General features: G+C 62.9%; 24 protein-coding genes. 19 read left to right on the top strand and 5 right to left on the bottom strand.

Features of this window, described 5'->3' with window-relative positions:
- From ACFT1A_RS23335 to nagB, 5 genes are read left to right on the top strand one after another with little or no spacing between them, the layout of a single operon-like run.
- On the top strand, nt 1–930 hold the full coding sequence (locus ACFT1A_RS23335) for an ROK family protein (RefSeq protein WP_378448963.1): 930 nt from the start codon (nt 1–3) through the stop codon (nt 928–930).
- Nucleotides 927–1,634: an N-acetylmannosamine-6-phosphate 2-epimerase gene (locus ACFT1A_RS23340; protein WP_378448964.1), complete on the top strand. Its 708-nt coding sequence runs from the start codon at nt 927–929 to the stop codon at nt 1,632–1,634. Before ACFT1A_RS23335 ends, ACFT1A_RS23340 begins: the two co-directional genes overlap by 4 nt.
- On the top strand, nt 1,631–2,323 hold the full coding sequence (locus ACFT1A_RS23345; RefSeq protein WP_378448965.1) for an SGNH/GDSL hydrolase family protein: 693 nt from the start codon (nt 1,631–1,633) through the stop codon (nt 2,321–2,323). Before ACFT1A_RS23340 ends, ACFT1A_RS23345 begins: the two co-directional genes overlap by 4 nt.
- A complete protein-coding gene (locus ACFT1A_RS23350) occupies nt 2,320–3,489 on the top strand; it encodes an N-acetylglucosamine-6-phosphate deacetylase (protein WP_378448966.1) in 1,170 nt (389 codons plus the stop codon). The genes ACFT1A_RS23345 and ACFT1A_RS23350 overlap by 4 nt, the downstream gene beginning before the upstream one ends.
- Before the next feature lie 11 nt (nt 3,490–3,500).
- The gene (nagB, locus tag ACFT1A_RS23355; protein ID WP_378448967.1) at nt 3,501–4,280 is read left to right on the top strand and encodes a glucosamine-6-phosphate deaminase; all 780 of its coding nucleotides are present in this window, start codon (nt 3,501–3,503) and stop codon (nt 4,278–4,280) included.
- A 9-nt stretch (nt 4,281–4,289) separates the two neighbouring features.
- On the opposite strand, the gene ACFT1A_RS23360 is transcribed toward nagB, so the two are convergent.
- The 3 genes from ACFT1A_RS23360 to ACFT1A_RS23370 all read right to left on the bottom strand — a co-directional run bounded on the left by ACFT1A_RS23360 (nt 4,290) and on the right by ACFT1A_RS23370 (nt 8,298).
- Complete coding sequence (locus tag ACFT1A_RS23360; RefSeq protein ID WP_378448968.1) at nt 4,290–5,921, bottom strand: long-chain-fatty-acid--CoA ligase; 1,632 nt, start codon at nt 5,919–5,921, stop codon at nt 4,290–4,292.
- A 61-nt stretch (nt 5,922–5,982) separates the two neighbouring features.
- Nucleotides 5,983–7,104, bottom strand: a complete 1,122-nt coding sequence (locus tag ACFT1A_RS23365; protein WP_378448969.1) for an acyl-CoA dehydrogenase family protein — start codon at nt 7,102–7,104, stop codon at nt 5,983–5,985.
- A 12-nt stretch (nt 7,105–7,116) separates the two neighbouring features.
- The gene (locus tag ACFT1A_RS23370; RefSeq protein WP_003945878.1) at nt 7,117–8,298 is read right to left on the bottom strand and encodes an acyl-CoA dehydrogenase family protein; all 1,182 of its coding nucleotides are present in this window, start codon (nt 8,296–8,298) and stop codon (nt 7,117–7,119) included.
- Nucleotides 8,299–8,563: 265 nt separating this feature from the next.
- Between ACFT1A_RS23370 and ACFT1A_RS23375 the strand changes: the two genes are divergently transcribed.
- The 12 genes from ACFT1A_RS23375 to ACFT1A_RS23430 all read left to right on the top strand — a co-directional run bounded on the left by ACFT1A_RS23375 (nt 8,564) and on the right by ACFT1A_RS23430 (nt 20,517).
- Nucleotides 8,564–8,755 carry a ferredoxin gene (locus ACFT1A_RS23375; protein WP_007734330.1) on the top strand — a complete coding sequence of 64 codons (192 nt, stop codon included), beginning with the start codon at nt 8,564–8,566 and terminating at the stop codon, nt 8,753–8,755.
- 109 nt (nt 8,756–8,864) lie between these two features.
- Nucleotides 8,865–9,782: a 3-oxoacyl-ACP reductase gene (locus ACFT1A_RS23380; protein WP_317551499.1), complete on the top strand. Its 918-nt coding sequence runs from the start codon at nt 8,865–8,867 to the stop codon at nt 9,780–9,782.
- A gap of 536 nt (nt 9,783–10,318) precedes the next feature.
- Nucleotides 10,319–11,083, top strand: coding sequence for an ABC transporter permease (locus ACFT1A_RS23385; protein ID WP_003945687.1), 765 nt, complete (start codon nt 10,319–10,321; stop codon nt 11,081–11,083).
- A gap of 64 nt (nt 11,084–11,147) precedes the next feature.
- Nucleotides 11,148–11,999, top strand: coding sequence for an ABC transporter permease (locus tag ACFT1A_RS23390; protein WP_283307006.1), 852 nt, complete (start codon nt 11,148–11,150; stop codon nt 11,997–11,999).
- A gap of 11 nt (nt 12,000–12,010) precedes the next feature.
- Complete coding sequence (locus ACFT1A_RS23395) at nt 12,011–13,195, top strand: MCE family protein (RefSeq protein WP_378448970.1); 1,185 nt, start codon at nt 12,011–12,013, stop codon at nt 13,193–13,195.
- The gene (locus ACFT1A_RS23400; RefSeq protein WP_283307096.1) at nt 13,195–14,214 is read left to right on the top strand and encodes an MCE family protein; all 1,020 of its coding nucleotides are present in this window, start codon (nt 13,195–13,197) and stop codon (nt 14,212–14,214) included. The genes ACFT1A_RS23395 and ACFT1A_RS23400 overlap by 1 nt, the downstream gene beginning before the upstream one ends.
- Complete coding sequence (locus ACFT1A_RS23405; protein WP_283307003.1) at nt 14,211–15,269, top strand: MCE family protein; 1,059 nt, start codon at nt 14,211–14,213, stop codon at nt 15,267–15,269. The genes ACFT1A_RS23400 and ACFT1A_RS23405 overlap by 4 nt, the downstream gene beginning before the upstream one ends.
- Nucleotides 15,266–16,570 (top strand): MCE family protein, encoded by a 1,305-nt coding sequence (locus tag ACFT1A_RS23410; protein WP_378448971.1) that lies wholly within the window; start codon nt 15,266–15,268, stop codon nt 16,568–16,570. The genes ACFT1A_RS23405 and ACFT1A_RS23410 overlap by 4 nt, the downstream gene beginning before the upstream one ends.
- A complete protein-coding gene (locus tag ACFT1A_RS23415) occupies nt 16,570–17,817 on the top strand; it encodes an MCE family protein (RefSeq protein ID WP_042920418.1) in 1,248 nt (415 codons plus the stop codon). The genes ACFT1A_RS23410 and ACFT1A_RS23415 overlap by 1 nt, the downstream gene beginning before the upstream one ends.
- On the top strand, nt 17,814–19,208 hold the full coding sequence (locus tag ACFT1A_RS23420; RefSeq protein ID WP_378448972.1) for an MCE family protein: 1,395 nt from the start codon (nt 17,814–17,816) through the stop codon (nt 19,206–19,208). Before ACFT1A_RS23415 ends, ACFT1A_RS23420 begins: the two co-directional genes overlap by 4 nt.
- On the top strand, nt 19,208–19,993 hold the full coding sequence (locus ACFT1A_RS23425) for a hypothetical protein (RefSeq protein ID WP_378448973.1): 786 nt from the start codon (nt 19,208–19,210) through the stop codon (nt 19,991–19,993). Before ACFT1A_RS23420 ends, ACFT1A_RS23425 begins: the two co-directional genes overlap by 1 nt.
- On the top strand, nt 19,990–20,517 hold the full coding sequence (locus ACFT1A_RS23430; RefSeq protein ID WP_378448974.1) for a twin-arginine translocation pathway signal: 528 nt from the start codon (nt 19,990–19,992) through the stop codon (nt 20,515–20,517). Before ACFT1A_RS23425 ends, ACFT1A_RS23430 begins: the two co-directional genes overlap by 4 nt.
- Before the next feature lie 119 nt (nt 20,518–20,636).
- On the opposite strand, the gene ACFT1A_RS23435 is transcribed toward ACFT1A_RS23430, so the two are convergent.
- Together ACFT1A_RS23435 and ACFT1A_RS23440 are read right to left on the bottom strand one after the other, a co-directional pair.
- Nucleotides 20,637–22,100 (bottom strand): trehalose-6-phosphate synthase, encoded by a 1,464-nt coding sequence (locus ACFT1A_RS23435; RefSeq protein WP_378448997.1) that lies wholly within the window; start codon nt 22,098–22,100, stop codon nt 20,637–20,639.
- 103 nt (nt 22,101–22,203) lie between these two features.
- Nucleotides 22,204–22,377, bottom strand: coding sequence for a hypothetical protein (locus tag ACFT1A_RS23440; RefSeq protein WP_214886961.1), 174 nt, complete (start codon nt 22,375–22,377; stop codon nt 22,204–22,206).
- Nucleotides 22,378–22,533: 156 nt separating this feature from the next.
- Between ACFT1A_RS23440 and ACFT1A_RS23445 the strand changes: the two genes are divergently transcribed.
- On the top strand, nt 22,534–24,288 hold the full coding sequence (locus ACFT1A_RS23445; RefSeq protein WP_378448975.1) for an ABC transporter ATP-binding protein: 1,755 nt from the start codon (nt 22,534–22,536) through the stop codon (nt 24,286–24,288).
- A 23-nt stretch (nt 24,289–24,311) separates the two neighbouring features.
- Nucleotides 24,312–26,078, top strand: coding sequence for an ABC transporter ATP-binding protein (locus ACFT1A_RS23450; protein ID WP_378448998.1), 1,767 nt, complete (start codon nt 24,312–24,314; stop codon nt 26,076–26,078).
- The last annotated feature ends 8 nt before the right edge of the window (nt 26,079–26,086 follow it).

A 26,086-nucleotide genomic window follows, 5' to 3' on the forward strand; every position in this document is an offset into this window, starting at 1 on the left:
ATGACATCTGGGCAGAAGCGATGGATCGGCATCGACATCGGCGGCACCAAAGTCGCTGCTGCGGTGGTGACGTCCGACGGAGACGTGATCGACACGGTTCGTGCGGCAACACCGACAGCGGGTAGGGAAGCCGTTCTCGGGACCGCCACCGCCTTGGTCGATCGCCTGAGGGCGAATCACACGGTAGCCGGAATCGGAGTCGGTGCACCGGGAATCATCGATCGGGTGCGTGGCCGCGTCGTCTTCGCCTCCGACATTCTGTCCGGATGGAGTGGCGCCGAGGTTCGCGGCGAACTCGAGGCGCACTCAGGCCTACCGGTGACGGTGGACAACGACGTGCGCGCGATGGCCCACGGCGAGAACATGATCGGCGCCGGTCGCGGTCGAACTTCTGCACTGTTCGTCTCGATCGGTACCGGAATCGGTGGCGCGTTGACCGTGGGCGGTCAGCTGTACCACGGTGCCCACGGAACAGCCGGAGAGCTTGCCCATCTGTTGGTTCCGGTCTCCGGGGCGATAGGTTGCGGTTGCGGCCGAACCGATCACCTCGAGGCAGTCGCGTCTGGCCCGGCGATGGCAGCCGAGTACGCAGCGCGGGCGGGTGTGCCCATTCAACCGTTGCAGAAAGTAGTGGCACTCATGCACTCCGGCGATCCGATCGCCCGTGCCGTGATCACCGACGCCGGTACTCTGCTGGGTCGCGTTCTGGCCGGGGTCGCCACTGCATTCGATCCCGAGGTGATCGTCGTCGGCGGCGGCGCAGCTCAGATCGGAGCGGACCTCCTGTCGCCTCTGACGTCCGCTTTCCGGGTGGAAGCGATGGGTCCCATAACCGAAACTGCCATTCTTCCTGCACGTTTGGGGACCGATGCGCCGCTCGTCGGTGCTGCACTCCTGGCCGCCGCAACACGAATCGAGGTAACACCGTGACTGTCGAAGAGTTGCTCACGATCATCAGCGGAAAGCTGATCGTGTCCTGTCAGGCCGGACACGGCCATGCCTTACGTGACACCGGGACCATCGAGAGGATGGCCCGCGCCGCGGTCGACGGCGGAGCAGTGGCGATCCGCTGCGGCGGTGTGGGTGGAACCCCGGATGTAGCCGCAGTCGTGTCTGCCGTGAAGGTGCCGGTGATCGGTTTGACGAAAATCGGCACGGAAGGTGTGTTCATCACGCCGACAAGGGAATCAGCTCTCGAAGTCGTCGATACCGGTGCGCAGATCGTGGCTGCCGATGCCACACTGCGACCTCGCCCGGACGGGCTGACCTTTGCCGATACCGTCGCCGCGGTCCATGATCGCGGCGGTCTCGTCATGGCAGACTGCGGAACCGTCGAAGACGGCATCGCTGCCGCCGCAGCGGGCGCCGACATCATCTCCAGCACACTCGCGGGATATACCGAGAACAGCAGACGGCTGGCAGGTCCGGACCTGGAGCTGATCTCCGAACTGCGGCAGTCACTTCCAGATGCGATCCTCATCGCCGAAGGGCGCTACCACAGCCCGGAGGATGCGGCACGCGCCATCGCCCTGGGTGCAGACTCGGTGGTTGTCGGAACTGCAATCACGGATCCGGCGTTCATCACGTCGAAGTTCGCAGCGGCAGTATCGGGCGCTGAAAGGCAGAGGGGATGACCCCGGTGTCGAAGGCTCTGAAGTCCACGACTGCTGAACGGATTCGACTCGAGGCTTTGCTCGGCGACTCCTCGACGCCGATCCGATGGGTCTTCACCGGCGACAGCATCACTCAGGGATTGACGCACACCGACGGCCACCGAAGCTACGTCGAACACTGCGCCGAGCGCATCCGCGGTGAACTCTCCTTGTTCAACCACATCCTGGTCAACACCGGAGTCAGCGGCAACCGATCCTCCGATGTGCGTGCGGGTTTCGCGCACCGCATCGAAGTGTTCGAACCCTCGGTGGTGTTGATCATGCTCGGAACGAATGACGCCTTGGACGGCGAAGAAGGACTGGATCGGTTTCGAGACGATCTCTCGGACACGATCTTCCGGACGCGAGCGATCGGTGCGGTGCCGATTCTGCAGACGCCGCCACCGATCGACGTCGAGAACGCTCCCACCCGAGCGGGGTTGGTTCGGTACGTCGAGGTCGCGCGGCAAGTAGCAGTCTCGACGCGCGTGGTGTTCGTCGACCACTACGCACAGTGGACGGCCCATTCTCCCGAAGGCCCACCGCCGGCACTCCTGGCCGACGCGTTCCATCCGAACGAGCACGGGCACTACGTGCTCGCGGACGCGGTGCTTCGCGAGCTGTCGATCGCAGATACCGAGGTTCCCGTGGTACCGCAGGTGATGTCGTGATTCTTCGTGGACAGTTGGTGACCGGTGGTCGACTTCTTTCGGACGGAGTCGTCGAGATCTCCGGTGATCGTGTGGTGTGGGCCGGACCAGCTTCACAGCGAACCGACCCGATACCCGAGCGAGCAGCGCCGGGAACAACGATCATCCCGGGACTCGTGGACGTTCACTGCCACGGCGCCGGTGGTTTCGGTTTCCCCGAGGCAGACGAGGTCGGATCAACCGTGGCCGCCGATCATCATCGGACGAACGGCACAACCTCGGTGATCGGCTCTCTCGTCTCCGCGCCGCCGCAGATCCTGCGCAGTCGCATCGAACTCCTGGCGACACTGGTGGACAAGGGCACGTTGGCCGGAATTCACCTGGAAGGCCCGTTCCTCTCGGTACTGCGCTGCGGCGCCCAGGATCCCGACAGCATCCTCGATGGCGACCCGGCTCTGCTGGAGTCGCTGCTCGAAGCCGGCCGCGGGCGCGTCCGCTCGATGACGATCGCTCCCGAGACAGCGCACTTCGGCGAACTTGCCTCGTTGCTGGAGCGTCACGGCGCCGTCGTGAGTATCGGACACACGGATGCGTCCAACCCGATCGCGACACGTTCGATCGCACACTCGGCGCATGCACCGCTCAGTGCCACTCACCTGTTCAACGGAATGGCGCCGATGCATCATCGCGCTCCCGGCGCCGTGGCGGCATGTCTTGCCGCGGCCGCGAAAGGACAGATGGTGGTCGAGTTGGTCGGGGATGGAGTACATCTGGCCGACGAGACGGTGGCGACGGTGTTCGACCTGGTCGGTCCGCATCAGATCGCGTTGGTCTCCGACGCGATGGCTGCCGCCGGAATGCCCGACGGCCGCTACCCACTCGGACCACTCGACGTCGACGTGGTCGGTGGTGTGGCGCGATTGGCCGGCCAGGGGGACACGGCCATCGCCGGCGGGACGAGTCGGTTGATGGACATAGTCCGCAGAGCCGTCAATCACGCAGGCGTCGATCTGCTTTCGGCCGTCACTGCTGCAACGGCAACACCCGCTTCACTGTTGGGGCTGACCGGAATCGTCGGCGATCTCGTGCCGGGTTGCCGCGCCGATCTGATCGTCACCGGTCCCGAACTCGAAACCCGCGCCGTCATGGCCGCTGGAACCTGGCTCATGAACTACACCGAAAGCTGAGGAATCAACCGATGGAAATTGTCATTGTCGACAGTGCAGAGGCGGCCGGCACTGTTGTTGCCGACATCTTCGAGCACGCGGTGCATTCAGGCGCAAGGACTTTGGGCCTGGCGACAGGATCGTCACCGCTCTCGGTGTACCGCGAACTTGCGCGTCGACACCGCGACGACGGTTTGAGTTTCGCCGGCCTGCAGGCATTCCTCTTGGACGAGTACGTCGGCCTACCCGAAGACCACCCTGAGTCGTATGCCCAGGTGATCCGCACCGAGCTGGTGAATCACCTGGACCTGGACGCGGCAAGAGTATTCAGCCCCGACGGAACCGCACCGGATCCATTTGCCGCCGCGGCAGCTTACGACCGGGCGATTGCGTCGAATGGTCCGGTGGACGTTCAACTTCTCGGTATCGGCGGCAACGGTCACATCGGTTTCAACGAACCGACGTCCTCGCTGAATTCGAGGACCAGGGTCAAGACGCTGACCGAACAGACTCGAACCGACAACGCCCGATTCTTCGAGAGTCCGGGCGACGTACCACGGCACGTGATCACCCAGGGCCTCGGAACTATCTGCGAAGCAAATCATCTGGTGATGATCGCGACCGGCGAGCACAAGGCCGCTGCGATTGCCGCTGCCGTCGAGGGGCCTCTGGCCGCGGTGTGCCCGGCATCGGTCCTCCAACTGCATCCACACGCGACGGTGGTAATCGACGAGGCAGCGGCATCACAGCTTCGGCTCACCGAGTTCTACAAAACGGTGTCGGCGCACAAACCGCTTGCTCAGCACTACTGACGGATCGGGCTAGACCGACTCTCGCGTCTTCTCGAGGCCGAGTGCCAGTTCGGGAGTGAGCAATTGGAAGTCGGCTTCACCGCGCCGGCGGATCCACACCGGATCGGAGGTGTTCCAGCGTTCGGCGCTCTGCGTTCGGGTGACCACCTTGAACGTTGCCGTCCGCGGGAACTCACTGCAGACGCGGATCAAGGTCGGCTTCTGCTTCGGCCCGAGTTCCGGCCGGGAATCGATGTATTCGGCCACGGCGGCCGGGTCGAAATTGTCGACGTCGCCGACCGGAATCACCGACGCCATGACGCGGTCGCCGACGTCGCTGTCGGGGACCGCGTACACGGAAACCTGCGCGAAGCCCGGGTAACCGACCAGGGAGCGTTCGATGGGTGCGGCGCCGATGTTCTCGCCGTCCACTCGTAGCCAACCGGAACTGCGCCCCGCGAAGTAGACGTAGCCGTCGACATCCGTGTACGCCAGATCGCCACTCCAGTACTGGCCGTTGCGCATTCGCTCGGCGTCGGCTTCCGGGTTCTTGTAGTACCCGGCGAACGTCCCTGGACCGGTGACGTTGACCAATTCACCGGTTGCCTCGTCGGCGTTGGTGATCCGGCCGTCGGCGTCGAAGACTGCAGGCGGGCAGGGTGCGCCGGTCTCGGGATCAAGAATCTTGACCCCGTCCGGGAGCAGTCCGAGGGCGCCGGTCCGCGGAACCGGTGCGGCGGAGATCGAAATGCCGCCCTCGGTGGAACCGAATCCGTCGATGACGCGGGCGTCGAAACGTCGGACGAAGGTGGCGACGGCGGGAGCCGAACCCTCGTTGCCGTACATGATCTTCAAGGTGTTGTCCCGCTCGTTCGGCACCTCGGGGGTGGACGCGATGAAGGACAACGGCTTTCCGACGTAGTTGGAGTACGTGATCCCGAACTTGTGAACGTCGGGCAGAAAACCCGAAGCGGAGAACTTGCGTCGCATGGCAATTCCCGCACGAGCGTGCAGCGCGACCGTCCACGCCGCCATCATGGCGTTGGAATGGAACATGGGCATCGCCATGTAGACGACGTCGTCGGCGCCGAGGCCGAAGCGATCGGCAAGCATGACCCCAGGCGAGGCCAACTTGTGGTGCGTGCAGCGAACCGCTTTGGGATCACCGCTGGTTCCGGAGGTGAAGATGAGCATCAACAGATCGTCGGGCTGCGCCGTCGACGCGTAGGCCGGCGTATCGGCGAAGGGTGCCAACAACTCCGTCCAGACCGGAGAATCCACGTTGATCACCCGGACGTCACCGAGATCGACGTCGTCGAGAAGGTGTGCCTGGTTGTTCTCGGTGAAGATCACCTGGCAGTCGGAGAGCGCAATGTCCCGCGCCAATGCCGGTCCGCGCCTGGTCGTGTTCAGTCCGGCCGCAACCGAACCCGAGAACGATGCCGCGCCGAGCAGTAGTGAGAACTCGGGGACGTTCTCCATCAGAAGACCGAAATGCCTGGGGCGCGTTCGATCGAGCAGCGTGTCCAGCAGCGCTGCTCGATCGAACGAGCGTTGAATGTGCTCGCGCCAGGAGATGACCTGGTCCTCGAAACGGATGCCGCGGTCGTCGATCTCGCTGACTCCGAGGAGTAGATCGGAAACAGTGGGGCTCTGACTCATAGCTGCATCATCGTCGATTCGTCTCGGACCAGGTCATGGATTTCCACTCGGTGGGACTCGCTCAGGCAGGGACTGCGGCGAGTTCCCTGCCCAGTGCCCGTAGCTGATCGGTGGCGCTGCCGAGTAGGAACTCGTGATGCTTGGCAGCGAGGAAGTAGCGGTGAACCGGGTGGTCCTCGTCCAGACCTACACCGCCGTGAACGTGAACCGCAGTGTGCCCGACGCGGTGTCCCGCATCTGCAGCCCAGAACTTGGCCGTCTGTACAGCGCCGTCGGACGGAAGTCCTTCGCTCAGTCGCCACGCGGCAGCCCACAGCGTCAGACGAACGCCCTTGACGTCGATGTACCCGTCGGCGAGGCGCTGGGCGACAGCCTGGAAACTACCGATCGGACGACCGAACTGCACACGCTCGGTGGCGTATTCGGCGGTCAGCTTCAGCGCTTGATCGAGCACCCCGTACTGGTAGGCGCTCGAACCGAGCTGGATTCGTTCGACGATCCATGCTGCGATGTCGGATCCCTGGGCAACCGAGCCGAGAACACGATCGGCCGGGATCTGCACCGAATCGAATTCGACGAGACCCGCACTCGAGAAATCGGTGGTCGACTGCCTGGTGACGCTCACGCCTGCGTCCGACGGTTCGACGAGGAAGACCGCGACACCGTCCTCGGTGATCGCGGGAACCAGGAAAAGATCTGCGAGCGGGGCACTGTCGACGGTGATCTTGGCACCGTCGATCCGCCAACCGTCAGCCGTCTTCTCCGCGCGCGTGATCGGGTGGGCCGGGTCGTCGTTGTATTCCTCGGCGAGGGCCGCGGTGAGTATCTTCTCGCCGGCGGCGGCAGCGCTTGCCCATTCGTCTCGCTGCTTGTCCGAGCCGAATTCCGCTATCGCTGCGGCGGATCCGACGATGGACGTCAGGAACGGAACGGCTGCGACGCCGCGTCCGAGTTCGGCGAGGATGCTGCACTGCTCGAGGACACCGAATCCGTCTCCGCCGACCGACTCCGGCAGCGCCGCGCCGAGAACGCCGGCCGAGGCCAGAGCGTTCCACAAGATGGCGTCGAAACGGTCTTCGGCGGCGTCGAGTTCACGAAGGCGGTCGTTGGTCACCAGTTCGGTGACGACGGATCGTGTCAGGCCGGACAGGTCCTGCTGGGCCTCGGTAAGGGTGAATTCCATGATCGTGGGTCCTTATCGCTTCGATGCGGGAAGCCGCAGAGCTGTCATTCCGATGATGTCGCGTTGCACTTCGTTGGTACCGCCGCCGAACGTCAGGATCAGCGAAGAACGATGCATACGTTCGATGCGGCCGCGCAGAAGAGCGCCGGGGGAGTTCTGCCTGATCGTGGCGGAGGATCCGAGGATCTCCATCAGCAAGCGGTAAGCCTCGGTGGCGAATTCGGTACCGAACACCTTGTTGGCCGACGCCGCCTCTGGACCGGGAGCGTGATCGGTTGCGGAGGCAATTTCCCAGTTCATCAACTTCAGATACTCGGCCTTGGCATGCACGCGAGCCAGATTGATCTGCACCCATTCCTGGTCGATCATGCGTCGGCCGTCGGGCAGTTTGGTGTTCTGTGCCCACTCGCGGACCTCGCGCTGCGCGGTGAGAATCGGTCCGGCCGAGGTGAGGGCAACGCGTTCGTGGTTGAGCTGATTGGTGATCAGTGCCCAGCCGCCGTGTTCTTGACCGACTATCGACGACGCCGGGACGCGTACGTCCTGGTAGTAGGTGGCGCTGGTGTCGGGACCGGCCATGGTGTGCACCGGGGTGTAGGAGAAGCCTTCTGCCGTGGTGGGGACGATCAGCATGCTGATTCCCTTGTGCTTCTTGGCTTCCGGATCGGTTCGGCACGCCAACCACACGTAGTCGGCGTACTGGATCAGGCTGGTCCACATCTTCTGCCCGTTGATGACGTAATCGTCACCGTCGCGGACGGCCGACGTGCGCAGCGACGCCAGGTCGGTCCCGGCCTCGGGCTCGGAGTACCCGATCGCGAAGTGCAGCTCACCGCGGGAGATCTTGGGCAGGAAGAAGGCCTTCTGCTCGTCCGTACCGAAATGCATGATTGTGGGTGCTACGGAGTTGATTGTCAGGAACGGCACGGGCGCCCCGGCGATGGCAGCTTCGTCGGTGAAGATCAGCTGGTCCATCGCGGAGCGTTCCTGTCCGCCGTACTCTTTCGGCCAACCCAGGGTGAGCCAGCCGTCCTGGCCCATCTGCGCGACGACTTCGCGGTACACATTGCCTTCGCCGTACTCACCCGTCGTGGCGGCGAGTGCTTCACGCCGTTCGGGAGTCATCAGTTGTGCGAAGTAGGCACGCAACTCCTCCTGGAGCTGTTGCTGCTCAGGGGTGTAGGTGATGTGCATGGTTACCTCTCCATAGAGATACGAATCAGAGCGTCAACCATTCGATTGACACAGGTTCTATCGATGCGTACATCGGCGACAAGGGGCGCCTTCGCTGTGTCCAGCGGATCGTTCGACGTCCGTTCTCGGTACTTTTTCGAATCATTGCACACGACTGAAACAGGTTCTAGTGTTATCGCCAGGAACGGTGTGCGGCACAGCCCTGCGGCACTCGTTTCGTATCCGTGTTCGTGCCAGTAGTTGTGAGTAGAGAAGAGGAATCGCCATGGAGGTCAGGGTTGATCTGGACCGTTGCGAGGCAAACGGTGTGTGCGTCGGGATCGCCCCCGATATTTTCGACCTCGACGACAACGAGGAGCTCGTGATCAGTTCCGTACGTCCGCCGGAGGATCGTTGGGAAGACGTCCGTTCCGCGATCGCTCAGTGCCCGCGTGCGGCGCTGACCGAACATCCGTGACGATGGTTGCCCAAAACAAGAACACGTTCTAAAGTTGCGAACTCGTGGGTCGCGGCAATCGAGCCGGGTAACTCGACACACGACCGCAGAGAACCGGGAGAGCGCTTCGATGAATGCTGTGAACAGCCCAGAAACCAGTCTCGAAGGCAAGGTCGCCATCGTGACCGGTGCCGGATCGGGGCTCGGAAAGTTCGAGGCCATCGGTCTGGCGAAGGCCGGTGCGTCGTTGGTCGTCAACGATCTGGCACCGAACGAGGCCGTCGAAGCAACGCTCGAGGAGATCCGCGGCCTCGGCGCCAAGGTCGAATTCGTGGCAGGCAACGTCGGTGAGCGTTCTACGGCGGATGCACTGATGGAAGCAGCGCAGGGGCAGTTCGGCAGTGTCGACATCGTCGTCAACAATGCCGGCGTCGTGCGTGACCGGATGCTGTTCAACATGTCCGACGAAGACTGGGATCTGGTACTCGAGGTTCACCTTCGAGGCCATTTCCTCTTGTGCCGCAACGCCGCTGCCTACTGGCGGGCGAAATCCAAGGAAGCCGGTGCGCCGGTGTACGGGCGCATCGTCAACACCTCTTCGGAGGCGGGCCTCCTCGGACCGGAAGGGCAGCCCAACTACGGCGCTGCAAAAGCCGGAATCACGGCGCTGACGTTGTCGGCCGCACGTGGACTCTCGCGCTACGGCGTTCGTGCCAACGCGATCTGCCCGCGGGCTAGGACGTCGATGACCGAAGGCGTGTTCGGTGACGCACCGACCGACGGTATCGATCCGCTCTCGCCCGAGCACGTGGCGTCGCTCGTTTCGTACCTGGCATCACCGGCGGCCGACGCCGTCAACGGCCAGGTATTCGTGGTGTACGGCCCGATGGTTGCGCTGATGGCGGCGCCCGTCGTCGAGCAGAGGTTCGACGCAGACGGAGATTCCTGGTCTCCGGAAGCGCTGTCCGCGGTGATGGGTGACTACTTCGCCGACCGTGACCCGGCAAAGATGTTCTCGGCGTCAGCGGCCCTGCGGGCGCTGGGCTGATTAGTGCGCAGGGTGCTGGGCTGATCGGTGCGCAGGGCGCTGGGCTGATCAGCGCCCGCGACACGTAGAGCCGCTGTTCGCACATAAACGGCTCTACGTGTCCAGTTCTTGGTAGAAATAGCGTGTTCACGAGTCGGTGGGCGCGGTGCTCTGCCTGCGTTCTGCAATGAGACCAACAGTCTCGAAAAAACTGGACTGTGTTCCAATTTTGCATTCCCGTGAGCGGTGCGATATCGCATCGATCCGGCGGCCGGGCAAGTATCGAGAGCCGAATTTCGGCCACGGAACCGAGAAGTGCGGATCAGTCAAAAGTATTAATTTCCAGGATATTTCGGCGAAAATCCCACCAAAAAGGGATGCTTTCCCCGTTCCGGATCTTCGGGTTTCGGTTCGGCGCCGCGAGGCTACTTCTTAGAGTTGGACACTTGTTTTTGACAGGTGAACACGTTCTAGTTAATATGACCTGAGTCACAAGCTGTCGGGGGCTGGACTATGAGAACAGACAGTACTGCGGCAACCAAGGACGAGGAGGGCGAATGGTAGACCTCGTCGAGGTGCCATTGCGAGCGGTCGGTGGCTTTTTTCAGATGTCCGCCCAAACCTTGCGGGCAGTCTTCTCCCGCCCCTTCCAACGTCAAGAGTTCATCGATCAGGCCTGGTTCGTGGCCCGAGTCTCGATGGTGCCGACGGTGCTGGTCGCAATCCCGTTCACGGTGCTGGTCAGCTTCACCATCAACATTCTCTTGCGTGAGATCGGTGCAGCCGACCTCAGTGGTGCCGGAGCCGCGCTCGGTACCGTCACGCAGGTCGGACCCATCGTCACCGTGCTGATCGTCGCCGGCGCCGGCGCGACCGCCATCTGCGCGGACCTCTCGGCCCGAACCATTCGCGAAGAGATCGACGCCATGAAGGTGCTCGGTATCAATCCGATCCACCGGTTGGTCGTTCCCCGGGTGCTCGCGTCGACGGGAGTGGCGCTGCTCCTCAACGGACTTGTCTGCACCATCGGCATCCTCGGCGGTTTCGTCTTCTCCGTGTTCATCCAGGACGTGAACCCCGGCGCCTTCGTCAACGGCATCACGCTGCTCACCGGATTCGGTGAGCTCATGCTCTCCATGGTCAAAGCCGGACTGTTCGGCATGATCGCCGGCCTGGTTGCGGCCTACCTCGGACTCAACGTCAAGGGCGGCGCCAAGAGCGTCGGTGACGCGGTCAACCAGACCGTCGTGTTCGCGTTCATGGCGCTCTTCGTCGTCAACGTGCTCATCACGACCATCGGTATCAAGTTGACGGCCGGATGAGGCACACGGCAGTCGGAGAGACCGAAGTGGACAGAACGACAAACGACGGACGGGAGGAGATCTGATGGCGTTGGCCGCAGCGGGACGCTTCCCGCGCACACGTCGACAGATCGGATCGATCTCTCGCGGTATCGACAGCATCGGTGATCAAGCGCTGTTCTTCGCGAAGGCTCTCGGGCACGCTCCCAAAGCGCTGATGCGCTATCCGCGTGAAACTCTGCGACTGATCGCCGAGATCAGCATGGGTACGGGCGCGCTCGCCGTCATCGGTGGCACCGTCGTGATCGTCGGCTTCCTGACACTGTTCACCGGTGGAACCATCGCCGTTCAGGGCTACAGCTCGCTGGGCAACATCGGTGTGGAAGCACTGACGGGCTTCTTCGCCGCCTTCATCAACGTTCGCATCGCGGCGCCGGTCATCGCCGGAATCGGCCTGGCCGCGACCATCGGCGCCGGTTCCACCGCGCAGCTCGGTGCAATGCGCGTATCGGAAGAGATCGACGCCCTGGAGACGATGGCGATCCCGTCGATTCCGTATCTGGTCAGCACCCGCGTCATGGCCGGCATGATCGCGATCATCCCGCTGTACTCACTGGCGGTGATCGCGTCGTTCGTCGCCAGCCGCTTTGCGACGGTGTTCCTCTACAACCAGTCCGGCGGTGTGTACGACCACTACTTCACGACCTTCCTGATACCCACGGACATACTCTGGTCGTTCGCCCAGGCGATAGTCATGGCGCTGGCCGTCATGCTCATCCACACCTACTACGGCTTCAACGCAACCGGTGGCCCGGTGGGCGTCGGCGTCGCGGTGGGTAACGCAGTGCGCGCCTCGTTGATCGCGGTCGTCACGGTCACCCTGCTCATCTCACTCGCCATCTACGGCGGGTCCGGCAACTTCAACCTGTCGGGATAGGCGGGCAAGCGATGACCGTACCCAGATGGCACAAGAAGTTGGCCGCAGCCGGCCTGGTCCTCGGACTCGTGGCGATCGTTGCCGTTGCCCTGACCATGTTCTCGGGTGGGTTCACCAAGAGCACACCCATCACCGTGACGTCCTCGCGCGCCGGCCTGGTCATGGAACCGAATGCCAAGGTGAAGCTGCGCGGAGTGCAGGTCGGCCGCGTCGAATCGATCTCACTCGTCGGCGACCAGGCAAACCTGAAGTTGGCGATGGATCCGGGGCAGATGTCGAAGATTCCGTCGAATGCCCGGGTGGAAATCAAAACCACCACGGTGTTCGGTGCGAAGTACGTCAACATCGTGATCCCCGACGATCCCTCGACCCAGCCGATCCAAGAGGGTGCCGTCATCGCTTCGGACAGCGTCACCGTCGAGTTCAACAGTGTCTTCGAACATCTTTCGGACGTACTCGCGAAGATCGAACCGGAGAAGCTCAACGCCACACTCGGCGCGATCTCCACCGCACTCAACGGGCGCGGCGAGTCGCTGGGCGAGGTTCTCGAGCTCGGTGACACCTACCTGAAGAAGATGAATCCGGTTCTGCCGCAGCTACAGGAAGACTTGGTCGGAGCCGCCGATGTCACCAACCTGTACGCCGACGTGGCGCCCGATCTGATGCGCATCCTCGACAACGCCACCGCGACAAGCGGATCGATCGTGGCGGAACAGGCGAACCTCGACCTGCTGCTGCTCAACGTCACCGGCCTCGCGAACACCGGCAACGCCTTGTTGACCGACAACGAGCAGAACCTGACCACCGCCCTCGACACTCTGACCGCGACGACGACCCTCCTCGACAAGTACTCGTCGGGTCTGACGTGCTTCATCGTCGGCTTGAACGACGGCCGGATCAAGTTCGAGCCACTGGCCGGCACCGGCGACAAAGCGGCGCTCATGCTCAGCGCGAGCTTCATGTACGGCGCCGAGGCGTACCAGAACCCGCAATCTCTCCCCAAGGTCGCGGCCTCCGGCGGACCCAATTGTTACGGTCTGCCCGAATTCGATCCGAAGGTCGACGGGCATGCCCCGTTCGCAGTCACCAACACCGGCAACGTGCCCTTCGTTCCCAACACCGAACTGCGCGTCACCGTGCCGACCATTTTCCAGTACCTCTTCGGTGACTCCTACGAGCAGGAAGACGGGAAGTGATGAGACCGACCACGGTCAAGCTGCTGATTTTCACCGTCGTCATGGCGGTCATCTTCGCCGGACTGGCGATCGTTTTCAGCCAGGTGCGTTTCAGCAGCAGCAACGGATTTCACGCCACCTTCTCGGATGTCTCGGGACTCAAGTCCGGCGACAAGGTACGTATCGCCGGTGTTCCGGTCGGGTCGGTGACCGGAGTGTCCATCGGTGACTCCAACCAGGCCGAGGTCGAGTTCGACGTCGACACCCAGTACTCGCTGATGAAGAGCACCAAAGCGACTGTGCGCTACGAGAACCTGGTGGGCGATCGCTACATGGAACTGCTCGAGGGCGCCGGTTCCACCGAGACGCTGCCGTCGGGTGGATCCATTCCGGTCGACCAGACCTCACCCGCTCTCGATCTGGACCTGCTGCTCGGGGGGTTCAAGCCCCTGCTGCGCTCACTCGATCCCCAGCAGGTCAACGACCTCTCCGGGGCCTTGCTCCAGGTACTCCAAGGCCAGGGCGGGACGTTGGTTTCGCTCCTGGGAAACACCAGTTCGTTCACCAATACGCTGGCGGACCGCGATCAGCTGATCGGGGACGTCATCACCAATCTCAACGACGTACTCGGCACGATCAACGACAAGGGTGATCAGTTCTCCACCACGATCGATCAGCTCCAGCAATTGGTCAGCGGATTGGCGAAGGACAGTGGCCCGATCGGTAACTCGATCACCGAGATCGCCGGTGCCACCGGAGATCTCGCGTCGTTGCTGCAGGCGACACGTCCGGACATCCAGACCCTGATCGGAGAGACAAACCGAACGATGACGCAGCTGGACCTCGGCAAGGACGACATCAACACCGCTCTCGGTCGTCTGCCGTCCGACTACCGGAAGCTGATCCGAGTGGGCACGTACGGGGCCTTCTTCCAGTTCTATCTGTGCGCCAACACTTTCAAGTTCTCCGGACCTGACGGAACGACGATCATCTTGCCCACGGCAGTCCAGGACACGGGAAGGTGTGCAAAAGTCTCATGACCCCTACCCGTGAACGTAATCCTGTACAGATCGGTGTCATCGGCCTCGTCCTGGCGGTGGCAACCGTCGGTGCCACGCTTCAATACGATCAACTCCAGTTCATCAACGGCGGAATTCGCTACTCGGCGTACTTCCAAGATGCCGGCGGCCTGGTCGCCGGCGACAACGTGACCATGGCCGGCGTGAACGTCGGCAAGGTCAGCGACGTCGAACTCGACGACCAGAAGGTACTGGTCACGTTCACCGTTCAGGACGGTGTCGCCCTGGGCGAGCAGACGGCTGCCGACATCAAGACCAACACGGTGCTCGGCCGGAAGTCGTTGGCGGTACGGCCGGAAGGATCCGGACTGTTGCGTACGGATACACCGATTCCGATCGAACGCACCAACTCCCCGTACTCGCTCAACGACGCGCTCGGCGACCTCGGGACCACGGTGTCCGAACTCGACACGGAACAGATCAACGATTCGCTCAACGCGATCTCGGACACGCTGGCCGATACCCCGCCGGAACTTCGCACCGCATTGGACGGAATGACGAGGCTCTCGCAGAGCATCAACTCGCGCGACGAAAGCCTGCTCCAATTGCTCTCGCGGGCCGAAGATGTCACCAAGATCCTCTCCGACAGAAGCGGTCAGATCGATTCGTTGCTGGTCGACGGCAACAAGCTTTTTGCCGAACTGAGCCTGCGGCGTGACGCGATCAGCGAACTGATCGTCAACACCGGTGCAGTCTCACGTCAACTCTCAGCGCTGGTGCAGGAGAACGAAGCCCAGATGGGGCCGACTCTCGAGAAGCTGAATTCCGTCGCCGAGGTTCTTCAACAGAACAAGGACAACATCGCCGGGGCGCTCGACGGCCTCGGACCGTACATCACCGCGCTCGGTGAGACCGTGGCCAGCGGCCCGTTCTTCGACGCCTTCATCATCAACATTCTGCCGAGTAACTGGTGGAAGACCCTGGTGGACACCAGCGTCGCGCCCGAGCAGGTCCCGGGCGACCTGGAAGACTTCTTCCCCGGTCTTCCACCGACGATCAGGGGGCCGGGAGAATGACCGAGACATTGGATTCACGGGACTCACAAGGCTCCACCAACTCACGCAAGAAGTGGGTGCTGATCGGCGCGGGTGTGCTGGTCGCTCTGCTCGTGGCCGGAGCGGCATACCTCTTCATCCCAGGCCTGGGCAAGACCAAGATCTCCGCGCACTTCGTCTCGACCACCGGTCTCTACGAGGGTGACGTCGTGCGGGTGCTCGGTGTCAACGTCGGCAAGGTGACCAAGATCGAACCGCGTGATCGGGACACCTACGTCGAGATGAAGATCGACTCGGGCGTGGACGTTCCGGCAGATGCCAAGGCGCTCATCGTTGCTCAAAGCCTGGTGTCCGCACGCTTCGTGCAATTGACCCCGGTGTATTCCGGCGGTGAGCAGATGCCCAACGGCGGCGAGATTCCGATCGAGCGCACCGCCGTACCGGTGGAGTGGGACGAGATCAAGACCGAGCTCACCAAACTGTCCGACGCACTCGGACCGGAAGGTCTTGACGATCAGGGCTCCCTCGGACGATTCATCGACACCGTGGGAACGAATCTCGACGGCAACGGCGAGTCCATTCGGTCGACGCTGCGCGAACTTTCCGCCACGATGCACACGCTGTCCGAAGGCCGGACCGACTTGTTCTCCACCATTCGGAACCTGCAGGCGTTCGTCACTGCATTGTCCTCGAGCAACGAGCAGATCGTGCAGTTCAGTGGTCATCTCGCTTCGGTGACAAGCGTTCTCGCGAGCAGCTCCGACGAGTTGGGCACCGCACTGAGCGATCTCGACCTGGCGGTGGGCGACGTTCAGCGGTTCGTCAAGGACAACAGCGAGGGACTGAGCGAATCGGTCGCGCGTCTGGCCGATGCCACTCAGGTACTGACGGACAAGCGCCCCGAGATCGAGCAGGTTCTGCACTCCGGACCGACCTCGCTGGCCAACTTCTACCAGATCTACAAGCCGGCGCAGGGCAGCATGACCGGCGCAATTGCACTGAGTAACTTCAAGAATCCGATCCAGTGGATCTGTGGTTCCATCGAAGGCATCGACAGTGGTAACTCCCAGAACAGTGCCGATCTGTGCAAGCAGTACCTCGGCCCGGTGCTCAGCACGATGATCGGCAACTACCCCGGATTCCTGTTCAACCCGGTCGCGGGCGTGCAGGCTTTCCCGGATCAGATCGTCTACACCGAACCGGGATTGCAAGCGGCAAGTCAGAATCAGCCGGAAACCGTCGCAGGACCGATGTCAGGTGCTCCCATGACGAGTGTTCCCAAGGATCTCGCCGAACTCTTCAACATGGGCGGAGGGAACTGATGCGGGTAGCTCGCAAGACCACGGTTGCCGTGTTGGCCACAGCAGTGGCTCTCGGCGCCAGCGGTTGTGAATGGAACGGCCTCAACTCGGTGCCGATGCCAGGCACTCAGGGCCGGGGCGAAGGTGCGTACGAGGTTCAGATCGAGATGCCGAACGTGACTACGCTGTCGCAGAATTCGCCCGTCCGGGTGGATGACGTCGCAGTGGGAAGCGTCTCGAACATCGAGGTTCAAGGCTGGCACGCTCTGGTGACGGTGTCGCTGAACCCCGAGGTTCAGTTGCCGGCCAATGCGACGGCAAAAATCGGTCAGACCAGCTTGCTCGGCTCTCAGCACATCGAGTTGGCGCCGCCGGTAGGGGAGGAGCCCGAGGGTCGACTCGAAGCCGGTGACCTGATTCCGATCGAGCGGGCAGGCGCTTACCCGACGACGGAACAGACGCTGTCGTCGCTGTCGGTGGTGCTCAACGGCGGCGGTCTCGCTCAGGTGCAGGACATCACGAAGGAACTCAATGCCGCTCTCGGTGGGCGCGAAGATTCCGTTCGCGACCTCCTGCCTCAGCTCGATCAGCTGGTCGGCAGCCTGGACAAGCAACGAGGCGACATCGTCTCGGCGATGGAGGGACTCGATCGACTGTCATCGACGGTCCAGGCCCAGCACGACACCCTGAACAAAGCACTCGAAGGTATTCCGCCGGCACTCGAGGTTCTTGTCGCTCAGCGTCAGGACATCACCAACGCCTTGACCTCCCTCGGTGGTCTCAGCGAGGTGGCGAGTCGCGTCATCCAGGAGAGCGGTGACGATTTCGCGACCAATGTTCGCGCGCTGTCGCCGACTCTGAAAGCGTTGGCGGATTCGGGTAACGCCCTCACCCAGGTTCTCGGAGTCCTCCTGACGTTCCCGTTCCCACAGAACGGAATCGACAACGTCATTCGCGGTGACTACGCCAACCTGGCCATGACCATCGACATCTCGCTGCCCCGACTGGACGCGAACTTCCTCACCGGAACTCCTTTGGCCGGAACGCTCTCCGGACCGGAAGGCGTGTTGGGTAAGCAGGCTGGGCTGGCCGGACAGACAGGCAACCCGTTGAGCGATCCGCTCAAGCCTGCCGCACCGCCCGCACAGGCCCCTGCCGGACAGGCTCCCGCAGGACAGGCTCCGGCTGCGGACCCGAATACCATTCAGATTCCGGGACTTCCGCCGATCAACATTCCAGGACTTCCTCAGGGGGCACCGGCACCATGATGCTCACAAAGTTCGTCCGCATCCAGCTCACCATCTTCGCCGTCTTGACGGTCGTCGGATTGATCGTGATGGCCACTCAGTACGTGCGTGTTCCTGCGATGGTCGGTATCGGCCGATACGACGTCACCGTCGAATTGCCCGCCACCGGTGGACTGTACAAGAACTCGAACGTCACCTACCGCGGTCAGACCATCGGCGTCGTGAACGCGGTCGAACTCTCGGAGACGGGAGTGAATGCGCGTCTGTCCCTCGAGAGCGGCGTCAAGGTGCCCTCGGACGTCGACGCAGCAGTCAAGAGTGTGTCGGCGATCGGCGAGCAGTTTGTCGATCTGATTCCGCACACCGACAGTTCCGGTGCGATCGTGGTGGACGGTCATCTCGAGAACGGATCGGTGATTCCCGAAGACCGAACCAGCATCCCGCAGGATGTCGGCGCGATGCTCGACCAGGCAGATATGTTGCTGCAGAGCATTTCCGACACCAAACTCAAGACCGTCATCGACGAATCCTTCAAGGCGTTCAACGGTGCCGGCCCGGATCTGCAGAAGCTGATCGACTCGGCTCGGCTGTTCGTCGAGGAGGCGAACAACAACTCCGACGCGACCAAGACGCTGATCGAGCAAGCCGGTCCACTCCTGGACACTCAGGTGGTCAGCAGCGACGCCATCCGTTCCTGGACAAGCAATCTGGTGACGTTCACCGACCAGCTCCGAGCCAGCGACCCAGACCTGCGTGCCGTCATCCAGAAGGGCCCGGCAGCTGCAGCGGAAGCGAATACTCTTCTGCAAGACTTGCAGCCGACATTGCCGATCCTGCTGGCGAACCTGGTGTCCGTCGGACAGGTCGGGGTGATCTACAACAACGCGATCGAGCAGATTCTGGTCATCTACCCGCCGCTGGCCGCAGCGCTGGTCACGGTGGCCGGCTCCGGTCCGGCTGCGGACGGCGCGCTGGTGGACTTCCACATGGAGGTCAACGACCCGCCGCCGTGCACAACGGGATTTCTGCCCGGAGACCAGTGGCGCAGTCCGAAGGACGAATCACCGATCGAGACGCCGTCGGATCTGTTCTGCCAGGTTGCCCAGGATTCGCCGATCGCGGTGCGCGGTGCGAGAAACCTTCCCTGCGAGGAGTATCCGGGACGTCGTGCGCCGACGGTCGAGCAGTGCCGTTCCGGCTACGTACCGATGGGCACCAACCCGCAATCCGGGCCGCCGGAACCGATAACCGCGACCCCGAGCTCGTACACGTCGACGCCTTCGGTCTCGGCGCGTCGGTACGATCCGATTACAGGCAAGTACATCGGGCCGGACGGAAGGACGTACTCGCAACCGAACCTCGGTGGCGGCGACGTCAGTCTCGAACAGTTCATGAAGGGTCAGCAGGGTTGATGACAGACGAAGATCCACAGGCCGGGCAGCGGGTGCGCCGTCGCGCGTCTCGCAGCGCCGGACCCACGGGTGCGGATGCAGACGCTGCCGCGGTAGTAGTGCCCACCGAAAAGAAACCAGCCGAACAGAAGCCGACCGAACAGAAGACAGCCGAACAGAAGCCGGCTGAACAGAAGTCGGCGGTCCCAGTTTCTCTGGGCAAGACCGATACTCCGCCTGAGAAGGTCGTCAGCAGTGGCTCGGAAACCGCCACGGCCGGCGAAAGTTTCACCACTCCTGCTCGTTCCGAGCACAAGCCCAAGCCCAAGGCCGGGCTGGTAGTCGGGATCGCCGTAGCTTCGGTGATCGCCATTGCTCTTGCTGCTCTGACGGTGTTTCTCCTCGTCGATCGAAACAAGGCGTCCAATGCCGACGAGGACCGAGCGCGCTACGTGGCCGGAGCCCGGACCACCGCACTGAATCTGACGACGCTGCATGCGGATACAGCGGCCGCCGACCTCGACAAGTTCCTCGCCGGCACCACCGACGAGTTCAAGTCGCAGTTCGACGGTCGTAAGGATTCGTTTGTCAACGTCCTCGGGCAGGCCGGAGTTCAGACCGACGGTGAGGTGCTCGAGGCCGGGTTCGAGAAGTCGGACGGCGATTGCGGGACTTCCCTTGTCGCGGTGCGAGCAATGCAGAAGAACGGTGACGAAGCGCCCGCCGAACGCAACTACCGACTCCGAATCACCATGTGCGACGTCGACGGGCAGTTGCTTGCCTCGAATGTGGAGTTTGTGCCATGACCCCAGAAGTAGTCCCAGAGACGGCCAAGCGAGTCTCACTGCTCGCCATCGTTCTGTGTGTGATCAGTGCAGTGGCCATCGCGTTGGCGGCAGTGTCGGCGTATCTCTACTTCGGCCCGGACGGAACGCGTGACACCGCAGCGATCGATCAGACCAGAGACGAAGTGGCGCAGGCTTCTTCCGATCAGGCGGTAGCGATGTTCCAGTACGACTACAACAACGTCGACCAGCAGTTGCATGCGGCCACAGATGGTTTGACGGGTGATTTCCAGGGCACGTTCACCAATCTGATCGAATCGGTGATCATTCCGGGCGCCAAGGAAAAGTCACTGACCGTTCAGGTGGTCGTGCAGGGCGCCGCGGTTCTCGACGCCGAGGCCGACAGTGCGACGACGATGCTGTTCCTCAATCAGATCACCACGTCTTCGGAGTCGCCCGAAGCCGTCGCCAGTGGCAGTCGCGTCAAGATGAGTCTGGAGAAGCAGGACGGGCGTTGGCTCGTGAACAACGTCCAACCCTTCTGATCAGACACACGAAGGCTGGATCCGGACATGAAACAGGCTGGAGCCGAGGAGATTTGATCTCCTCGGCTCCAGCCTTTCACATGCTTGACCTCAGTGCGTCCGTGCTTCGGCCGGAGGCCTCAGTGCTCTCCAGTTTCGGCCGGGGCGATCAGCGCCGGGCCTGCCGCGCCGCCGTGCGCGAGCGCGTCGAGGAACGAACGTGCCCAGCGGTCGACGTCGTGTGTCAGGACCTGACGACGCAATGCGCGCATGTGGCGTCGGCCGTCCTCTCGCGGTTGATTGAGGGCCTTCTCCATCGAATCCTTGACGTCGTCGAGGTCGTGGGGATTGCACAGGAATGCCTGGCGGAGTTCTGCTGCAGCACCGGTGAATTCGCTGAGCAGCAAAGCGCCACCCAGATCACTGCGGCAGGCGACGTATTCCTTCGCGACCAGGTTCATACCGTCACGCAGCGGCGTGACGAGCATGAGATCGGCAGCGACGAAGAACGCGACCAGTTCGTCGCGTGGGATCGGCCGATGGATGTAATGGACGACGGGGCGGCCGACTTCGCTGAACTCGCCGTTGATTCGGGAGACCTTCTGCTCGATGTCTCCGCGCATCTGTACGTAGCTTTCGACGCGTTCGCGGCTCGGGGTCGCCAACTGCACCATGACGGTGTCGGCGGGATCGATGCGCTTCTCCATGAGAAGTTCGTGGAGTGCGGCGAGCCTGACGTCGATGCCCTTGGTGTAGTCGAGGCGGTCGACACCCAGCATGATGTGCTTGGGGTTTCCGAGTTCTTTGCGAATCTGCTTGGCGCGGTCCCGAATTGCCTTGGTGCGCGAGAGTTCGTCGAGCTTGCCGGAGTCGATGGAGATGGGGAAGGCGCCGACGCGGACGCTGCGGAAACCTACTTGCACCACACCGAGTTTGGAGCGGACGCCGACGGTTCCGCGTGAAGTCTGCTGCCCGGCAAGGCGTCTCGCCAGGAAAAGGAAGTTCTGTGCGCCGCCGGGAAGATGGAAGCCGATGAGGTCGGCGCCGAGCAGGCCTTCGACGATCTCGGTGCGCCACGGCATCTGCATGAACAGCTCGACCGGGGGAAACGGAATGTGCAGGAAGAAACCGATGGTGAGGTCGGGACGAAGCATCCGCAGCATCTTCGGTACCAACTGCAGCTGGTAGTCCTGGATCCAGACGGTCGCGCCCTGGGCCGCTGCCTTGGACGTTGCTTCGGCGAACCGCCGGTTCACCTCGACGTAGGCGTTCCACCATTCACGGTGATACTCGGGTTTGACGATGACGTCGTGATAGAGCGGCCAGAGGGTGGCGTTGGAGAATCCCTCGTAGTATTCGTTGATCTCCTCGGCGCTCAGCGGCACGGGGTAGAGCTCGAGTCCGTCTTCGACGATCGGGTCCAGGTCTGCGTCCGGGACGCCGGCCCAGCCCACCCAGGCGCCCTGATTGCTGCGCAGGATCGGCTCGAGGGCTGTGACCAATCCACCGGGGCTCCGCTTCCAGCGGGTGGTGCCGTCGGGAAGTCGTTCCAAGTCGACGGGCAGGCGGTTCGCTACGACGACGAACTCGGCCTGCCCGGACACGGTGTCACCGGTCGAAGAAGCAAGTGCGCTGTCAGAAAGGGTTGAACTGGTCGAATCCGGACTGACAGGCACGTGGTTCCTTCTCGGTCGGTGAGGGAAAGATTCAGTCGAGCTTGGCGGCGGGGGAGATACCGAGCATCGAGAGCAGCATCCTGCACTCGTCGGCATCTTCCGCGTAGGCAGCGACAACGCGCTGCGCCATGCGCGCTGTTTCCTCGGCGACGGTCTCGATTTCCTCGTCCGCGATCTCGGTTTCGACGGTCGTGTTCTCAGCCATCATGTTCCTCTCGTGCTTGCCTGCACGGCGCAAGCAATGATTCTTACTCGCGACTCTATGAGAACTGGGCGTGTCGACGCTAGTTGCTCATGTATTAGGGTCGACTTACTTATCTCTGTACTCAACTTTATCGCTTCCATCGATGCTTGGAGTTCCATGAGTTCGACCCCCTCGAGTGTGACCGTCGACTCGGACGAGCCGGAGAGTGGCAAACACAGCGGTGCTGCGATTTTGCGACGCGTCCTGGTCCGCAACCGTGGCCCACTCACTATCGGCACGGCCCTGGTCTGTCTGCACCAACTCACCGAGACGGCGGTGCCGATCTCCATCGGTGTGATCATCGACCGTGCAGTGGAGACTTCGGACACCACGGCCTTGATCGTCTCGATCCTCGGTCTCGCGGCTCTGTTTCTCGTTCTGACGGCCGCGTGGCGTTTCGGCGCCCGGTTCATCGTCACCGCGATGCAGCAGGAGGCTCATCGTCTCCGGCTCGAGGTGGCGCACCGCGTCCTCGATCCACGCGGGGTGCGTACTGATCTGCGATCGGGCGAATTGCTGACGGTTTCGACCTCGGACGCCGAACAGACTTCGTGGATTGCGGACATCGTCCCGCGTGCCGCTGCGGCCCTGACCGCTGCGGTGGCGTCGGCGGTGGCGTTGGTGTGGATCGATCTGTGGCTGGGACTGGCCGTTCTGATCGGTACTCCGGTCATTCTCGGTCTGCTGCAACTGGCGGCGCCGCTCATCACGTCGCGGGCCACCGGTCAGCAGGCGTCGATCGCTCGGGCGTCGGCGATGGCTACGGATCTGGTCAGTGGACTGCGTCCGCTGCGCGGTATCGGCGGTGAGAAGACCGCGTCGACGCGCTACCGCACGGTCAGCAGGCAGGCGCTCGCGTCGACGATCGGCACGGCGAAGGCCACCGGTATCTACACCGGTGTTGCCGCGACCATCAGTGCGTTGCTCGCAGTCGGTGTTGCCGGCTTCGCGGGTTACTTCGCGCTGCAGGGCCGGATCACGGTCGGTGAACTGATCACCGTGGTGGGGCTCGCGCAGTTCATCATCGAACCGCTCGGATTGCTCGCGTCGATTCCCGGATACTTCGCGGTGGCGAGGGCGTCGTCGGATCGTCTGGCACTGGTCTTGGACGCGGAGCCGCTGCGGGGAGCGGGTTCGCAGACCGAGCTCGAAGGTACCGACCTGACCCTCGACGCCGTCGAGTACAAGTCTCTCAAGGGCATCGATCTGCACCTGCCTGCCGGAGAACTGCTGGGTGTCGTGGCTTATCAACCGCAGGACGCCGACGCTCTTGTCGCCGTCCTGTCCGGGCAGCTGCCGCAGGATGCGTACCGCGGCGTGGTCCGAGTGGGCGGAATCAGCCTGTCCGACATGGACTTGCGATTGGCGCGTCGCACAGTGCTGGTGGAGCCGCACATCACCGATCTGTTCTCCGGATCCCTCGGATCGAATGTCACCGCGGGCGCCGGTGATGCCGCTGCTCTCGAAATCCAGAGCGCATTGACCGCCTCTGCGGCGGCTGATGTCGTCGACGCACATCCGGACGGCCTCGACCTCGAGGTGACCGATCGAGGCGCGAGTTTGTCGGGAGGCCAGCGTCAACGCGTCGCCCTTGCACGCGCATTGGTGGCAAAGGCACCCGTGATGGTCCTGCACGATCCGACTACGGCGGTCGACGCGGTGACCGAGGCGTCGATCGCCGAAGGAATCGCGGAACTGCGGCACGAGGGTGCCGGTGGCATCCACACGACGGTATTGATCACCAGCAGCCCAGCTCTTCTGGCCGTGACGGATCGAGTGATCGTGTTGAACGACGGAGTGATTGCCTCGATCGGCACACATTCCGAACTCTCTCGCGGCGACGCGAACTACCGAGGAGCGGTGCTGCGGTGACGGCCACGGACATGACAACCGATATGCCGACCGCGGAGAAGGTGACAGAGCGCGAGTTGCTGCCGATCGCGAGTGGTCGCCAGACCTGGAAGTGGTTGCGGGCAGCGCTGGCCGAACACCGGATGCAGAGCCTGCTGGTCCTGATCGTCGCGGCTTCGGCGTCGGCGATGGCCTTGGTGCCGATTTACGTCTTCGGTGTCCTGGTCGACCGGGTCCGGGACAACGCGCCCACATCGACGATCGTCGGGGTGGTCGTGATCATCGCCGCCGCCGCAATCGTGGGCGGTGTGTTCACAGGTGTGGCTGCCTATCTGATCAAGCGACTCGGCGAGACGATCCTGGCGGATCTGCGCGAGCGAACCGTGGACCGGGCGTTGCGCCTGCCGATCCAGACCGTCGAGAAGGTGGGAAAGGGCGATCTGCTCTCACGAGTCGGCGACGACGTGTCGGTGATCGCCAAGGCTGTGTCCGACGTGGTTCCCGGCATGATCGCGGCAGTTCTGCTCGTGGCTCTGAGCATGGTGACCATGCTGGGCCTCGACTGGCGACTCGGCCTCGCCGGAATGGTCGCGCTGCCGATGTACGCGCTGGCACTCAAGTGGTACCTGCCGCGATCGGCTCCCATTTACGCTGCCGAGCGAGTTGCGATGGGCGCTCGTTCACAGGCGCTGATCAGTAGCCTCCAGGGTGCCAAGACGGTACGCGCGTACAGCCTCGAGAAGGAACATCTCGGTCAGATCGATGCAGCGTCGGCAAAAGCGCGTGATCTGGCCGTCGGAGTGTTCGGCCTGTTCACGAGATTCGCCGGTCGCGGTAACCGTGCCGAATTCGTGGGTCTGTCCATGATCCTCGTCGTCGGATTCCTGCTGGTTCGTGAGGACATCGTGACAGTCGGTCAGACGACGACGGCTGCACTGCTGTTCCATCGCCTGTTCAACCCGATCGGCTCACTGCTCTACACCTTCGACGAAGTGCAGTCCGCCGGCGCCAGCCTCGCGAGACTGGTCGGCGTTGTCGAGATCCCCGAAACGGAACGTTCGACGGATACGGGTTCCGTTCCGACCGACGGCTCCCTTCGTCTGGACGACATCCGACACAGCTACGACGGCGGTCACGAGGTACTCCACGGAGTGACGCTCAGCCTGCGAGCGGGCGAGCGGGTGGCGCTCGTCGGTTCGACCGGAGCCGGAAAGACGACGCTTGCTGCGATCGCTGCCGGTTCGATCACTCCGACATCGGGGCGCGTGTCGATCGGCGGTGCCCCGCTTGCCGACCTCGATGACCTACGACGCCACATCGCGATCGTGAGTCAGGAGGTCCACGTCTTTGCCGGACCCCTGATCGAGGATCTGAGATTGGCCGCTCCCGAATCCTCGGACGAGGACGTAGCCGCTGCGCTGCGGACCGTCGGCGCGTACGAGTGGGTTGAGGCTCTCGACGAGGGAATGCTGACCGTCGTGGGCGAGGGCGGGCACGAGATGACGGCAGCGCAGGCGCAGCAGTTGGCCTTGGCGAGACTGGTATTGGCCGACCCTGCCGTCGCTGTACTGGACGAAGCGACAGCGGAGGCCGGTAGCGCCGGAGCACGGGAACTGGAAGCGACTGCCGAAGCCGCTACGGAGGGGCGCACCACTCTGGTTGTCGCACATCGGCTTACCCAAGCCGCGGGCGCCGACCGAGTGATCGTGCTCGAGCACGGGCAGATCGTAGAAGAAGGCCCGCACCGCGAACTGGTGTCCGCGGGCGGGCGTTACGCGCAACTGTGGGCGGCCTGGGAGGGTCGCGACTGAGGGCGTTC

Source organism: Rhodococcus sp. NPDC057135 (genome assembly GCF_042670865.1).
Lineage (GTDB): Bacteria > Actinomycetota > Actinomycetes > Mycobacteriales > Mycobacteriaceae > Rhodococcus_F.

Coding starts and splice junctions, on each gene's coding strand:
- ACFT1A_RS23365 (WP_378448969.1), bottom strand. CDS start 7,104: ATGGAATTCACCCTTACCGAGGCCCAGCAGGACCTGTCCGGCCTGACA.
- ACFT1A_RS23415 (WP_042920418.1), top strand. CDS start 16,570: ATGCGGGTAGCTCGCAAGACCACGGTTGCCGTGTTGGCCACAGCAGTG.
- ACFT1A_RS23335 (WP_378448963.1), top strand. CDS start 1: ATGACATCTGGGCAGAAGCGATGGATCGGCATCGACATCGGCGGCACC.
- ACFT1A_RS23380 (WP_317551499.1), top strand. CDS start 8,865: ATGAATGCTGTGAACAGCCCAGAAACCAGTCTCGAAGGCAAGGTCGCC.
- ACFT1A_RS23360 (WP_378448968.1), bottom strand. CDS start 5,921: ATGAGTCAGAGCCCCACTGTTTCCGATCTACTCCTCGGAGTCAGCGAG.
- ACFT1A_RS23450 (WP_378448998.1), top strand. CDS start 24,312: ATGCCGACCGCGGAGAAGGTGACAGAGCGCGAGTTGCTGCCGATCGCG.
- ACFT1A_RS23430 (WP_378448974.1), top strand. CDS start 19,990: ATGACCCCAGAAGTAGTCCCAGAGACGGCCAAGCGAGTCTCACTGCTC.
- ACFT1A_RS23405 (WP_283307003.1), top strand. CDS start 14,211: ATGACCCCTACCCGTGAACGTAATCCTGTACAGATCGGTGTCATCGGC.
- ACFT1A_RS23425 (WP_378448973.1), top strand. CDS start 19,208: ATGACAGACGAAGATCCACAGGCCGGGCAGCGGGTGCGCCGTCGCGCG.
- ACFT1A_RS23440 (WP_214886961.1), bottom strand. CDS start 22,377: ATGGCTGAGAACACGACCGTCGAAACCGAGATCGCGGACGAGGAAATC.
- ACFT1A_RS23375 (WP_007734330.1), top strand. CDS start 8,564: ATGGAGGTCAGGGTTGATCTGGACCGTTGCGAGGCAAACGGTGTGTGC.
- ACFT1A_RS23370 (WP_003945878.1), bottom strand. CDS start 8,298: ATGCACATCACCTACACCCCTGAGCAGCAACAGCTCCAGGAGGAGTTG.
- ACFT1A_RS23395 (WP_378448970.1), top strand. CDS start 12,011: ATGACCGTACCCAGATGGCACAAGAAGTTGGCCGCAGCCGGCCTGGTC.
- nagB (WP_378448967.1), top strand. CDS start 3,501: ATGGAAATTGTCATTGTCGACAGTGCAGAGGCGGCCGGCACTGTTGTT.
- ACFT1A_RS23390 (WP_283307006.1), top strand. CDS start 11,148: ATGGCGTTGGCCGCAGCGGGACGCTTCCCGCGCACACGTCGACAGATC.
- ACFT1A_RS23345 (WP_378448965.1), top strand. CDS start 1,631: ATGACCCCGGTGTCGAAGGCTCTGAAGTCCACGACTGCTGAACGGATT.
- ACFT1A_RS23400 (WP_283307096.1), top strand. CDS start 13,195: ATGAGACCGACCACGGTCAAGCTGCTGATTTTCACCGTCGTCATGGCG.
- ACFT1A_RS23420 (WP_378448972.1), top strand. CDS start 17,814: ATGATGCTCACAAAGTTCGTCCGCATCCAGCTCACCATCTTCGCCGTC.
- ACFT1A_RS23410 (WP_378448971.1), top strand. CDS start 15,266: ATGACCGAGACATTGGATTCACGGGACTCACAAGGCTCCACCAACTCA.
- ACFT1A_RS23385 (WP_003945687.1), top strand. CDS start 10,319: ATGGTAGACCTCGTCGAGGTGCCATTGCGAGCGGTCGGTGGCTTTTTT.
- ACFT1A_RS23445 (WP_378448975.1), top strand. CDS start 22,534: ATGAGTTCGACCCCCTCGAGTGTGACCGTCGACTCGGACGAGCCGGAG.